Source organism: Burkholderia catarinensis (assembly GCF_001883705.2).
Taxonomy (GTDB): domain Bacteria; phylum Pseudomonadota; class Gammaproteobacteria; order Burkholderiales; family Burkholderiaceae; genus Burkholderia; species Burkholderia catarinensis.
This window is the reverse complement of record NZ_MDEQ02000007.1, coordinates 260,498-274,088: the sequence shown is the minus strand read 5'-3', so window position 1 is coordinate 274,088 and position 13,591 is coordinate 260,498. Positions and strand designations below refer to the sequence as shown.

8 protein-coding genes are annotated in these 13,591 nt (G+C 64.5%); all 8 read left to right on the top strand.

Going from position 1 to position 13,591, the window contains the following annotated elements; genetic code table 11:
* Positions 1-6: 6 nt before the first annotated feature.
* The 8 genes from BFF94_RS14000 to BFF94_RS13965 all read left to right on the top strand — a co-directional run bounded on the left by BFF94_RS14000 (position 7) and on the right by BFF94_RS13965 (position 13,524).
* Positions 7-1,275: a YeaH/YhbH family protein gene (locus tag BFF94_RS14000; protein ID WP_128843704.1), complete on the top strand. Its 1,269-nt coding sequence runs from the start codon at positions 7-9 to the stop codon at positions 1,273-1,275.
* On the top strand, positions 1,272-2,951 hold the full coding sequence (locus BFF94_RS13995) for a SpoVR family protein (protein WP_128843705.1): 1,680 nt from the start codon (positions 1,272-1,274) through the stop codon (positions 2,949-2,951). Before BFF94_RS14000 ends, BFF94_RS13995 begins: the two co-directional genes overlap by 4 nt.
* A gap of 232 nt (positions 2,952-3,183) precedes the next feature.
* Positions 3,184-4,488, top strand: a complete 1,305-nt coding sequence (locus tag BFF94_RS13990; RefSeq protein ID WP_128843706.1) for an MFS family transporter — start codon at positions 3,184-3,186, stop codon at positions 4,486-4,488.
* Positions 4,489-5,383: 895 nt separating this feature from the next.
* Entirely contained in the window at positions 5,384-5,956 is a 573-nt protein-coding gene (locus tag BFF94_RS13985) for a fimbrial protein (RefSeq protein WP_128843707.1), read from the top strand.
* A 113-nt stretch (positions 5,957-6,069) separates the two neighbouring features.
* Positions 6,070-6,759, top strand: coding sequence for a fimbrial biogenesis chaperone (locus BFF94_RS13980; RefSeq protein WP_281426129.1), 690 nt, complete (start codon positions 6,070-6,072; stop codon positions 6,757-6,759).
* Positions 6,760-6,970: 211 nt separating this feature from the next.
* Positions 6,971-9,613, top strand: a complete 2,643-nt coding sequence (locus BFF94_RS13975) for a fimbria/pilus outer membrane usher protein (RefSeq protein WP_246637301.1) — start codon at positions 6,971-6,973, stop codon at positions 9,611-9,613.
* Complete coding sequence (locus BFF94_RS13970; RefSeq protein WP_246637300.1) at positions 9,600-10,397, top strand: fimbrial biogenesis chaperone; 798 nt, start codon at positions 9,600-9,602, stop codon at positions 10,395-10,397. The genes BFF94_RS13975 and BFF94_RS13970 overlap by 14 nt, the downstream gene beginning before the upstream one ends.
* The gene (locus BFF94_RS13965; RefSeq protein ID WP_246637299.1) at positions 10,339-13,524 is read left to right on the top strand and encodes a two-partner secretion domain-containing protein; all 3,186 of its coding nucleotides are present in this window, start codon (positions 10,339-10,341) and stop codon (positions 13,522-13,524) included. Before BFF94_RS13970 ends, BFF94_RS13965 begins: the two co-directional genes overlap by 59 nt.
* The last annotated feature ends 67 nt before the right edge of the window (positions 13,525-13,591 follow it).

Here is a 13,591-nt window from a genome sequence, read left to right as displayed (position 1 = left end):
CCGGGAGTGCTTCATCAAATCATCGACCGCAGGCTGGCCGGCAAGAACAAGAGCATCGCCAATCGCGAACGCTTCTTGCGTCGCGTCAAGAACTACATTCGTCGTGCCGTGTCCGACGCGGTGCGCGACCGTAGCATCAAGGATATCCAGAGCACGCAGAGCATCACGATCCCTCGCAAGGACATCGCGGAGCCGAATTTCCGGCACGCGCCGGGCGGGCGTCGCGAATACGTGCACCCCGGCAACGAGGACTACGTGCGCGGCGACAAGATCCCGCGTCCGCAGGGCGGCTCGGGCGGCGGCGGCAGTCAGGCGAGCAACGAGGGCGAAGGGCAGGACGACTTCGTGTTCGAGCTGTCGCGCGACGAGTTCATGCAGTACTTCTTCGACGATCTCGAACTGCCGCGCCTCGTGAAGACGCACCTGCTGACGGTGCCGAGCTGGAAGAACGTGCGCGCGGGCTGGTCGGCGGAAGGCACGCCGAACAACATCGACGTCGTGCGTTCGCTGAGGAGCGCGCTCGGCCGGCGCATCGCGCTCGGCTCGCCGCTCGTCAACGAGCTGCGCGAACTCGAGGCGCAGCTCGAAGCGATGAAGATCGATCCGGAAGACCGCCGCGAGGAAATCGCGACGCTCGAGGCCGAGATCCATCACCTGAAGGGGCGCATCTGGCGGATCCCGTTCATCGACCCGTTCGACCTGCGCTACATCAACCGCGTGAAGCAGCCGCAGCCGTCCAGCCAGGCCGTGATGTTCTGCCTGATGGACGTGTCGGGCTCGATGGACGAGCAGCGCAAGGATCTCGCGAAGCGCTTCTTCATCCTGCTTTACCTGTTCCTCAAGCGCAACTACGAGCGCATCGAGGTCGTGTTCATCCGTCACCACACGCGCGCCGAGGAAGTCGACGAGGAAACCTTCTTCCATTCGACCGAGAGCGGCGGCACGGTCGTGTCGAGCGCGCTCGAACTGATGCGCAAGGTGATGAACGAGCGCTACTCGCCGACCGAGTGGAACATCTACGGCGCGCAGGCGTCCGACGGCGACAACTGGACCGACGATTCGCCCAAGTGTCGCAAAATCCTGGAAGAGGATATCCTCACGAAGACGCGTTACTTCGCGTATATCCAGGTCGCGCCGGAAGAGCAGAACCTGTGGCTGGAATACGCGCAACTGGCCCTGTCACAGCCGCATCTCGCGATGAAAAAAGCGGAATCGGCTGCCGATATTTACCCGGTGTTTCGCGAATTGTTCGAAAAGCAGGTGGAAATGTCATGACGACCCGCCATCTGCACAACGAGTCGCGCGGCTACCAGCCGCGCCCCTCCGGCGACGAAACGGCCGGCCCTGCCGCACCGCAGCAACGCGCGCAGGCCGAACCGCCGCCGTCGGCCGCCGACTTGCCCGGTTCCGGGCAAAAGGAAGCGCGTATGAACGTTGCCGAACGCAAGCCGCTGCCGTGCCCGTCCGACTGGACGTTCGAATTGCTCGAGGAATACGACACGCACATCTCGCAGGTCGCCGAACAATACGAGCTCGACATTTACCCGATCCAGCTCGAACTGATCAGCGCCGAACAGATGATGGACGCGTATGCGTCGGTCGGGATGCCCGTCAACTACCGTCACTGGTCGTTCGGCAAGCATTTCCTGTCGACCGAGAAGAGCTACCGCCGCGGCCAGATGGGCCTCGCGTACGAAATCGTCATCAACTCGAACCCCTGCATCGCGTATCTGATGGAAGAGAACACGATGACGATGCAGGCGCTCGTCATCGCGCACGCGGCGTACGGGCACAACTCGTTCTTCAAGGGCAATTACCTGTTCCGGCTGTGGACCGACGCGCACGCGATCATCGACTATCTCGTGTACGCGAAGAACTACGTCGCGGAATGCGAGGAGCGCTACGGCCTCGATCGCGTCGAGGAACTGCTCGATTCGTGCCATGCACTGATGAACTACGGTGTCGACCGCTACAAGCGGCCGCAGAAGCCGTCGCTGTCGAAGGAAGCGGCGCTGCGGCGCGAGCGCGAGGCGTACCTGCAGTCGCAGGTGAATGAACTGTGGCGCACGCTGCCGGGCAAGAAGCCCGAGCTGATGGAAGAGCAGGAAGGCCGCTATCCGTCCGAGCCGCAGGAGAACCTGCTGTATTTCGCGGAGAAGAATGCGCCGCTGCTCGAGCCGTGGGAGCGGGAAGTGATCCGCATCGTGCGCAAGATCGGCCAGTATTTCTACCCGCAGCGGCAGACGCAGGTGATGAACGAAGGCTGGGCGACGTTCTGGCACTACACGCTGCTGAACACGCTGTACAACCAGGGGAAGCTGGAAGACGGCTTCATGATGGAGTTCCTGCATTCGCACAGCAACGTGGTCTACCAGCCGCCCGTCACGAAGCCGTACTACAGCGGGATCAACCCGTATGCGCTCGGTTTCTCGATGATGAGCGACATCCGGCGGATCTGCGAAGCGCCGACGGAAGAGGACTACAAGTGGTTTCCGGAGATCGCGGGCACCCCGTGGCTGCCGGCGATGCACTACGCGATGCGCAACTTCAAGGACGAGAGCTTCATCGCGCAGTACCTGTCGCCGAGCCTGATCCGCGAGATGCGGCTCTTCTCGGTGCTCGACGACGACATGCGCGATTCGCTCGAGGTGTCGGCGATCCACGACGATTCCGGCTACCAGTACGTGCGGCAGGCGCTGTCGAGGCAGTACGACATCCATCACCGCGAGCCGAACATCCAGGTGTGGGCCGTCAACACGCGCGGCGACCGCAGCCTCACGCTGCGTCACTTCATGACCGACAACCGCCACCTGTCGAGCGACAGCGACGAGGTGCTCAAGCACATGGTGCGGCTCTGGCAGTTCGACGTGTACCTGGAAAGCGTCGACGAGGGCGGCACCGTGCGCAAGCGCTACGAGTGCCGCTACGTGCCGCCGGAGGTGCGCGTTTGAACGCCGCTTTCAAATAGTTTGCATCGAACGCCAGCCTGCAGGCTGGCGTTTTCATATGACGAACGGGTGGCGGTAGAAAATTTTTCTACATCCGGACGAACCCGGAAAGCCTGTTACTTTACATTTCGCTAAAATCCCGTAGCGCCGTGCACCGGAACCGGTGCCACGTGCGACCGCACGCGGCGGCCCGAGCCGTCTCGCCCAGAAAGCACTAAAAGGAACAGACCAACCCATGGACGTCCAGACCGACCAAGCTGCGCTGTCCGCGCATGACACCCGGCGGCGCGTGTTCGCCATTGTCGGCGCCTCATCGGGCAACCTCGTCGAGTGGTTCGACTTCTACATCTACTCGTTCTGCGCGCTGTACTTCGCGCCGGCGTTCTTCCCGAGCGGCAACACGACGACGCAGCTGCTGAACACGGCCGGCGTGTTCGCGGCCGGCTTCCTGATGCGCCCGATCGGCGGCTGGCTGTTCGGCCGCATCGCGGATCGCCACGGCCGCCGCAACGCGATGATGATCTCGGTGCTGATGATGTGCGGCGGCTCGCTCGTGATCGCGGTGCTGCCGACCTATGCGCAGATCGGCGCGTTCGCGCCGGCGCTGCTGCTGGTCGCTCGCCTGTTCCAGGGGCTGTCGGTGGGCGGCGAATACGGCACGAGCGCGACCTACATGAGCGAGGTCGCGCTGAAGGGGCGGCGCGGCTTCTTCGCGTCGTTCCAGTACGTGACGCTGATCGGCGGCCAGCTGTGCGCGCTACTGGTGCTCGTGATCCTGCAGCAGACGCTGTCGACCGACGAACTGAAGGCGTGGGGCTGGCGCATTCCGTTCGTGGTCGGCGCGGCGGCCGCGCTGGTTTCGCTGTACCTGCGCAAATCGCTCGACGAGACGTCGACGACGTCGTCGCGCGACAAGAAAAACGCGGGCACGATCCGCGGCGTGTGGGAGCACAAGGGCGCGTTCTTCACGGTGGTCGGCTTCACGGCCGGCGGCTCGCTGATCTTCTACACGTTCACGACGTACATGCAGAAGTACCTCGTGAACACGGCCGGCATGCACGCGAAGACGGCCAGCAACGTGATGACCGTCGCACTGCTCGTCTACATGCTGATGCAGCCGGTGTTCGGCGCGCTGTCCGACAGGATCGGCCGCCGCACGTCGATGATCCTGTTCGGTTCGTTCGCGGTGATCGGCACGGTGCCGCTGATGCATGCGCTGAAGGACGTGACGAGCCCCGTGGCCGCGTTCGTGCTGATCACGGTCGCGCTGGCGATCGTCAGTTTCTACACGTCGATCAGCGGCCTCATCAAGGCCGAGATGTTCCCGCCGGAAGTGCGCGCGATGGGCGTCGGGCTGTCGTACGCGGTCGCGAACGCGATTTTCGGCGGCTCGGCCGAGTACGTCGCGCTGTGGTTCAAGTCGATCGGCAGCGAGGAAACCTTCTACTGGTACGTGACCGTGCTGTGCGCGATCTCGCTGATCGTGTCGTGGCGGATGCGCGATCCGAGCAAGGAAGGGTATCTGCGTCACGAGCCGTGATCGGAAGCTCATCGGACCGCGAGCAATAAGGATATCGAAATCGCTTCGTTGCCGGCGGAAGGCGAACGGCTTACCCTGAGCCCGTAGTTCGTGTGACACCTCCTTGACTGGGATTCACGCCCGTTGCTTGCAACGGGCGTTTTTTTTTGCGCGCTCCGGCGCGGGTATCGCGCGATGAAGTCGCTCGGCGAGTCGATAAAGATCGCGCTCAAAATCCGGGCCATGCAACGCGGTCGATGTTCGGATTCACTTTTTTTGACACATTGCAGGCTTTGCGATTTGTCGAAAGTGGATGGGGCGCGACGCGCAGATAAAAACCATAATAAATTTCTTATTTAGAGAATCGGCGTATCGCGTGATGGGCCTCGCCGGTTGATTTTTGTTGAGAAATGCAATTTTGTCGCTATGTGATGCGGACTTGTCCTATTCAAGAACGAAGTCCATTGATAGTCGGGCGCCCCACAGGACGCGATAGCAGCAAAGTATCAACCACCCGAAGTCTCTGCCGAGAGTGATGTCATACGGCCCGCCAGTCCGACGCACGTTCGCGCAGGGCTATCTCCAACGGAAAAGGGCCCGCTCGATCGACAAGAGATAGTCGAGACGAACAAGTCCATCGATAACTGCCATTATATTTTCAAGATAATTGGCGGAATGTGTAATTTTCCTGGCATTTGAAATTTGCAAAATAATTTCATACTCGTACGATATGAAATTGGTCGGCTTGTTAATAGAATTGCCGGGCTGTCTTTTTTCGGTGCCGGTCGAGAACGAGCCATATTGCCGAAAAAAGGCGGTCTGCCGATGTTACGAAAGCCCTGAGCAAAGAACAGGCGTTACGTGCATCGAAGGGTAGTGGCGAGGCAACACATCTTTTTTTCAAAGGAATACAGAAATGAAAAAAGCATTGTTCAGTACTGCAATCGGTATCGCGTGCGTCGCGCTGGCACCTGCTGCGGCTTATGCGTACGACGGCACGATCTCGTTCAACGGCAGCATCACGGATGTCACGTGCAACATCAACGGCGAGGCGCCGGGTGTCAACAACCTGCTTGAAGTGCCGCTCGGCGAGGCGATCAGTCCGTCCACGTTCGACACGATCGGCAAGACGTCGACGCCGGTTCCGTTTGCGTTGAACATCGGCGGCAACGCTGGCTGCACCGATGGCAGCAAGGTCGTGGTCGATTTCGATCCGAGCTCCGTCAACGTCAATCCGGTGACCGGCAACCTGAAGCTCGTCGGCACGAAGCCGGCAGACGGCATCGAAATCGAGATCAAAAACGCGGGCAACGGCAAGACCGGGAAGATCCCGCTCGGCAAGCCGGAGAACCTCGCCGACGCGCAGGTCGCGACCGTCGACAAGAACAAGGCGACGCTGAGCTACACGGCGTCTTACGTGTCGACCAAGGCCCAGATCGGTTCCGGTTCCGGTTTGTCGTCGATCCGATACGTGCTCGCGTACCACTGAACGTGCTCGAACCGTCTCATGTCATGATGCCGTCACCCCGCATACCTGCATGGATCGCGACCGCCTGCGTCGTGGCATGGGCTGCCTGCGCCGCGCCGGCGCAGGCGGCGCTCGTGCTCAACGGCACGCGAGTGATCTTTCCTGAACAGTCGCGCGACGTGACGATCCGGATGGAGAACGTTTCGAGCCGTCCGGTCCTGGCCCAGAGCTGGATCGACGACGGCCGGGTCGATGTTCCGCCGGAACAGTTGCGTACGCCGTTCGTCGTGGCGCCTGCCGTGCTGCGCGTCGAGCCGGGCAGGAGCGCGGTGCTGCGCGTCACGTATATGCAGGATCAACCGCTGCCCGGCGATCGCGAATCCGTGTTCTGGCTCAACGTGCTCGAGGCGCCGTCCGTCCAGCAAGATGCCGACGAAAATCAGCTTCGCTTCTCGTTCCGGACGCGCATCAAGCTGTTTTACCGGCCGGCGGCGCTGGCCGATGGCGCCGACGGTGCGCCGGACCGTTTGACCTGGAAGGCGGTCAAGAGTACGTCGTCGGATGGAAGCCGGGCCTCCGGCGAAACGAGCGTCGCACTCGAAGTGAACAATCCCACTCCGTATTTCGTATCGTTCGGTCGTGTCGAGAGCGACGTGGGCGGGACGTTCGTGTCGGCCGGCGGCGGGATGGTCGCGCCATTCGCAACCGAACGGTTTCCGCTGCGAGGCGTCGCCGCATTGCCGCACCGGCCGGCCACGGTCCGTTACATGACCATCGACGATTACGGCGGACGCAGCACGATAACGAAAAAAATGGCTGACTGACCCGTCCATCAAGCAACGCACGAAGAGGCTCGAACGGGTATGCCGATGCACACGCCTGCATTGCAGGCAATTTGTTTCGGTATACCAACAAATGTGATCCAGCATGCGGCGTTTTTCAGGAACCCATCCTTTGAGCATTCCCGGTCCGATGTTTCGAGCCAGACAGACCCCGTGTCTTCGCGCAGTCGCATCGGTCTTCGCGCCGGTCGCGATGGCAGCAGCGAGCGCCAGCGCGTTTGCGGAAAGCGGGATCGCGCCGGCAGGCGCGCGCGCAGACGCTTTGGCCGGCCCGGTGGGCCGTGCGGATTCCGGGGCCGTTCAATTCGACGACTCGATGCTGATGCGCGGTGCGGACAGCGCGCCGATCGACACGCGGCCGTTCGAGCGCTCGAATACCGTCGCGCCGGGCGTGCATCGTGTCGATTTCGTCGTCAACGGGCAGTGGCGCGGAGTCGAGGAGGTCACGTTCCGTCTGGCGGGTGAGGACGGCGCGGGTGCACGGCCGTGCTACGACCGGGCACTGCTGCAACGGGCCGGCGTCGATCTCGACAGGAGCGAGCGCGGCCAGGACCCGGACGCGGCGCCGAACCCGATGCCCGACGGGCTGATTTGCGACGCCCCGTCGCGATACGTGCCCGGCGCCGAATTCTCGTTCGATCAGGCCGAGCAGAAGCTGTATCTGACCGTACCGCAGTTCTATATGCGGCTGTCGAGCCAGAATACGTACGTCGATCCGTCGAAATGGACGAACGGCGTGCCGGCAGCGCTACTCAACTACAGCACGAATCTCTTTTCGACCCGGTCCGGCGGTAACGATTTCTCGCAGCTCTATACGGGGCTCAGCTTCGGGGCCAATGCCGGCGCGTTCCGCTTTCGCCACACCGGCAACCTGACCTGGTCGCAGCGCGGCGGCGTCAGCTATCAACGCGGGAACGCCTATGTGCAGACGGACCTGCCCGCGTGGAAGGCGCAGTTGCTGGTCGGCGAGAGTTCGACGAGCGGCCAGTTTTTCGATTCCGTATCGTTTCGCGGCGTGCAGATCGCCAGCGACGACCGGATGCTGCCGGATACGCAGCGCTATTACGCGCCGGTGGTGCGAGGTGTCGCGCAGTCGAACGCGAAGGTCGCGATCTTCCAGCGCGGCTACCTGATTCATGAAACGACCGTCGCGCCCGGACCGTTCGAGATCGACGATCTGCAGGCGATGAGCTACGGCGGCGACCTGACCGTGACGGTGACCGAGGCGAACGGCGACACGCGCAGTTTCGTGGTGCCGTTCGCGACGACGGTTCAACTGCTGAGGCCGGGCAACACGCGCTACAGCGCGATGATCGGCCGGGCGGTCGATTTCGGCGCGTCCGTCGGCAACCAGTACGTCGCCCAGTTCTCGCTGCAGCGCGGGCTCAGCAACAGGGTGACGGCCTACGGCGGCGCGGCGTTCGCGGACCGGTATCAATCGGTGCTGATGGGTGTCGCGCTCAATACGGCGATCGGCGGCCTGGCGGCGGATATCACGGTTGCGCGCACCGAGCCCTCCGGTCGCGAACATCAGAATGGCTCGAGCTTCCGCCTGTCCTACAGCAAGAACCTGCCGAACAGCGGCACGAACTTTTCGCTGCTCGCCTATCGCTATTCGACCAAGGGGTATCTCGGCCTGCGCGACGCACTGCTGCTGAACGGCAGAAGCGGCGACGGGACTGCCCCCGACCTGTTCTCCCGCTTGCGCAATCGGGTCGACGTCAACGTGAGCCAGCAGATCGGCCGCGCGGGCAACCTCTATCTGAACGGGTCCGCGCTCAGTTACTGGGCTCAGCAAGGCCGTACGTTGAGCTTCACGCTCGGCTACAGCACGCAATGGCGCAACGTGACGATGACAGCGTCGGTGCAGCGGGTCCGCAGCGGTTCCGCCGACGCATTCTCGTTCGGGCGTGGGGCGAGCAGTACGATCGCGAGCCTGAACCTGTCGATTCCGCTGGATCGCAACTCGCGTCGCGCGCCGACGCTCAACCTGCTCTCCACGCACGACAGCGATGCGGGAACCAGCACGACGGCCGGCCTCTCGGGCCGCTTCGGCGAGCGCAACGACGGCTCTTATTCGGTGTCGTCGGGCTACGACAGCAACAATCGCGCGACATCGGGCAACGCCGGCATCGGCTATCGGCTGCCGGTCGCGGCGCTGGCCGCGAACGTGGGGGCCGGGCGTGGCTATCAGCAGTTCTCCGCCAGTGCAATCGGCGGCCTGGTGCTGCACCCGGGCGGGCTGACTGCCGGACCGACGCTCGGCGAGACAGTGGGCGTCGTGCAGGCCCCGGACGCGCTGGGTGCGGCGGTGGCGAATTCCAGCGCGCGGTTGAACCGGCGCGGCTATGCCGTGGTGCCGAGCCTCGTTCCTTACCAGCTCAACAAAATCGACCTCGATCCGAAAGACATTCCGGACGACGTGGAACTGAAGACGGTTTCGCGCAGCGTCGCACCGCGCGCCGGCGCGGTCGTCATGCTGTCGTACGACACGCTGAAGGCGCGCCCGCTGCTGATCGACGCACAGACCGAGGACGGCCGGCCGCTGCCGTTCGCCGCTCGCGCGGTCGATGCGCAAACGGGCGCGCAGCTTGGCGGGGTTGGGCAGGGCAGCCGTCTGTTCGTCCGCAGCGCGGAAGCCGAAGGGCAGATCCGTGTCGAATGGGGGCCGCAGCCGGACCAGCAATGCGTGGTCGATTACGCGGTGCCGGCAGAGCAACGATCGTCGCGCGGCTACGTGATGCTGACACGCGTGTGCCGTTCCGCGGCACTGTCGATGCTGACGCCTACGCCTACGCGCGTTGTCAAGGAGCCTCGGGAAAGTGTTCGACATTGACATGCACGCATGGCGGTCGGCATGCGGCCGGCGGCGCGAAACGCGTGGGAAACGCGGCGAAAGCCGCATCGCGCATGTGCTGATCGCGATGCTGGCCGCGTGCATCGTGCCCGCCAGCGCCGACGCGGCGTTGGCCGTCGTCGGGACGCGCTTCGTCTATCCGGGAGACGCGCGCACGCTGACGATCACCGCGCGCAACCTGGGCGACGCGCCGATTCTCGTGCAGACGTGGCTGGACGACGGCGACGCGAGCGCCGACCCGAGCCTGTTGCGGGTGCCGTTCGTCGTCGCACCGCCGATCGCGCGGGTCGATCCGCAACAGCCTCTGGCGATCAGCGTGCGATCCATCGGCGATGAACTGGCGACGGATCGCGAGTCGCGCTTCTGGATCAACCTGCTCGAGGTGCCGTCGATCAAGGAGACGGCGGGCAATGCGCTGCGCATCGCATACCGCCTGCGGATGAAGCTGCTGTATCGGCCGGCCGGCTTGAACGGCGGCCAGACCGACGCACCGAAACAGTTGCGCTGGACGCTGACGGATGCGCCGCAGCGCAAGTCGCTGGTCATTGCCAACCCGACGCCGTACTACGTGACGCTGACGCGGCTTCTGCTGAGCGGCAACGCCGTTCCGATAACCGGCGGTGCATTGGATGTGGCGCCGTTCGCCCGCGTCGACATGGCGCTGAATGCGCCCGACGGCGCGGCGTCACGCGAGATCGTCTTCGATGCGGTCGGCGACGACGGCACCTCGCGCGAGCACCGTACTTCGCTCCAGCCGCCATGACGGTCCCGCGTGGCGCCGGGCGACTGCCTCCGCCAGCCCGGCGCCAAATCGTGCAGCACCCATCCTGCCGGGGGAATCGGCAGGGATTCAAGACCAACCAATACAAGGAAAATCGACAGTGAATAAAACTTACGCTTTGGTGTGGAACAGCGGGCAACGCATCTGGCAGGTGGCCGGCGAAGGGGTGCGTCGCCGTGGCAAGTCGTCGGCACGGGCAGGTGTCGCGATCGCGCTTGTCTGGCTGGGGGGCGCCGCGTTCACGTCCGCGTACGCATTGCCGACCGGCGAGAAGATCGTGGCGGGGCAGGCGGACATCCTGCGTTACGACAACGGGCAGCAGATGTCGATCAACCAGCACACCGACAAGCTGGTGACGGACTGGACGGCGTTCAGCGTCGACAAGGGGCAACGCGTCACGTTCAACCAACCGTCGACGGCTTCGATCGCGCTCAACCGGGTCAAGGGCCAGGACGCCAGCGCGATCTACGGCAACATCGACGCGAACGGCCGCGTGTTTCTCGTCAACCCGAACGGGATCCTGTTCGGCGCCAGTGCGCAGATCAACGTCGGCGGGCTCGTGGCGTCGACCCTCGACATCAGCAACGAGGACTTCGCGGCCGGCCGCTACCGGTTCGCCGGCGATTCGCCGAGGGTCGTGATGAACGAAGGCAAGCTCGTCGCGAGCGAACGCGGCGCGATCGCGCTGCTCGGCGCGCAAGTGATGAACCGCGGCGTGGTCCAGGCGCAAATGGGCACGGTCGCACTGGGCGCCGGCAGCGACGTCACGCTCAGTTTCGACGGCAGCAGGCTGCTCAGCGTGCAGATCGACAAGAGCATCCTCGATGCTTTCGTCGGCAACGAGCGGCTGCTGAAGGCCGATGGCGGCCAGGTGCTGATGAGCGCGAGGTCCGCCAATGCGCTGCTGGAAACGGTCGTGAACAATCAAGGCAGCATCGAGGCCAGGACGCTCAATAATGTCGCGGGGCGGATCTCGCTGGACGGGCAGGACAAGGGTGTCGTCAACGTTGCGGGCATGCTGAACGCCAGCGCCGCGACGCCCGGCGACGGCGGCACGATCGTCACACGCGGCGCCGACGTGAAGGTCGCGCTCGGGGCGATGGTCGATACCCGCGCCAGCAACGGCCGGACGGGTACGTGGCGCATCGCGTCGTCCGACGTGACCGTCAAGCCGGGGGCGAATCAGCCGGGCACGATCGCCGCCGACACGCTGTCGCGCAATCTCGGGACGACCCACGTCGAACTGGTCGCCGAGGGCGGCAACCTGTCGGTCGGCGGCCCCGTGACGTGGGCGAGCGGCAGCCGGTTGACGCTCGCGAGCCTGAACGGCGACGTCGAGGTCAAGGGCGACCTGCGCGCGTCCGGCGCGAACGCGGCGGTGACGCTCGATGCGGCGAAGAACCTGCGAATCGCGGCGCCGATCGTGCTGACCGGCGTGAGCGGGCTGCTCACGCTGAATTACGGCGGCGCCTATTCGCTCGGCAACGGCGCGGCCGTCACGCTTTCCGGTTCCGGAGCGGGCTTCGAGTCGAACGGCTACCGGTATATCGTGATTCAGAACCTGAACCAGTTGCAGGGGATCGACGCGAACCTGGGCGGCCTCTACGTGCTCGGCAGCAGCATTGCGGGCTCGTATTACGGCACCGCGTTCAGGACCATCGGCGGCAGCGCGGCGTTCAGCGGCAAGTTCGACGGTCTCGGCAACACGATCAGCAACCTGACCATCACGAGCGGCGGCCCGTACGCCGGCTTGTTCGGCTTCAACAGCGGCAGCATCGCGAACCTCAACCTGAAATCGCTGAGGGTCAGCGCCGGTGCTGGCGTCGGACCGGTGGCGATCGGCGCGCTGGTGGGCGAAAACCGTGGCTCGGTCTCGAACATCAACGTGACGGGCATGCAGGTGAGCGCCGGCGCGAGCCGCAGCAACGCGCTGGGCGGCGTGATCGGCATCAACCGCGGCAACGTCGACAATGCGTCGTTTGCCGGGACGGTGACCGGTAATTCCATGTCGTATGCGGTGGGCGGCCTGATCGGCGAGAACGATGCGAATTTGGGCGACGGCCGGGTGACCAATAGCTCGACCAACGCAACGGTATCCGGCGGCGCGTCGAACGTCGCGTCGATCGGCGGTCTGATCGGCGTGAATCGAGGCGGGAAGCTCATCAACGTGTCGGCACTCGGCGCGACGAACGGGTACTACCTCTCCGGCGTAAACGTGGGCGGCCTCGTGGGCGCCAACCTGTTCGGCACGATCGACGGTGCGACGGCGTCCGGCCGCACGACGGGCGGCACGGGCGGCTCGGCAGGCGGGCTCGTCGGGCTGAACAGCGGCATGATCGTTCATTCGATCGCGACCGGCATCGTTGACGGCAGGTACGCGCAAGCGATCGGCGGCTTCGTCGGGCGAAACCTGGGCATCGTGCGGGACGGCAAGGCGACCGGTGCCGTTTCGGGCTCGTCGTCGGGCTCGACGGGCGGCTTCGTCGGTATTAACGAGGGCCGCGATGCGTGGATCGACATGGCGGAGGCGCACGGCACGGTATCGGGCGGGGCGGGCGCGAATGGCGGCTTCGTCGGCAGCCATCTCGGCGGCAAGATCTCGCACTCGGTTGCACGCGGCAAGACGACGGGCGGCAGCTACAGCCAGACGGGCGGCTTCGCAGGCAATAACGCGAGCGAGCTGGCCGACGTCGATGCGAGCGGCGATGTATCCGCCGGCTCGTCGGCTTCGGTCGGCGGGCTGGTCGGCGTCAACACGATGTCCGGCAAGATCGAGATCGCCGCGGCATCGGGCAACGTGCAGGGCGGCGCGTCGAGCTCGGTCGGCGGCCTCGTGGGCGACAACTTCGGCTACGTGGCCGACACGTCGGCGTCGGGCACGGTCGGCGGCGGATGCGCGGCGACGCTCGGCGGCCTCATCGGCCAGAACGTCGGCGAGGTGCTGCGCTCGGTCGCGAGCGGCAAGGTCAACGGAAACAGCAGCTCGAGCTGGCGGCAGACCTTCGGCGGCCTCGTCGGCGTCAATCGCGGCGTGTTCCGGCAGAGCGGCACGGCAGGCCAAGCAGCGCTGCAGCAGCTCGCAGGGCTCAACCTCGGTGTGATCGAGTAACGCGGCGAGCGCGGTGGGCGTCCGTGCGACAGGTTGCGGGGCGCCCGCCGCCGATCCGACTGGAGGT

Excerpts from the sequence above, each read along its gene's own strand:
- BFF94_RS13965 (WP_246637299.1), top strand. The coding sequence starts at position 10,339 with ATGCGGTCGGCGACGACGGCACCTCGCGCGAGCACCGTACTTCGCTCC.
- BFF94_RS13975 (WP_246637301.1), top strand. The coding sequence starts at position 6,971 with ATGGCAGCAGCGAGCGCCAGCGCGTTTGCGGAAAGCGGGATCGCGCCG.
- BFF94_RS13990 (WP_128843706.1), top strand. The coding sequence starts at position 3,184 with ATGGACGTCCAGACCGACCAAGCTGCGCTGTCCGCGCATGACACCCGG.
- BFF94_RS13985 (WP_128843707.1), top strand. The coding sequence starts at position 5,384 with ATGAAAAAAGCATTGTTCAGTACTGCAATCGGTATCGCGTGCGTCGCG.
- BFF94_RS13995 (WP_128843705.1), top strand. The coding sequence starts at position 1,272 with ATGACGACCCGCCATCTGCACAACGAGTCGCGCGGCTACCAGCCGCGC.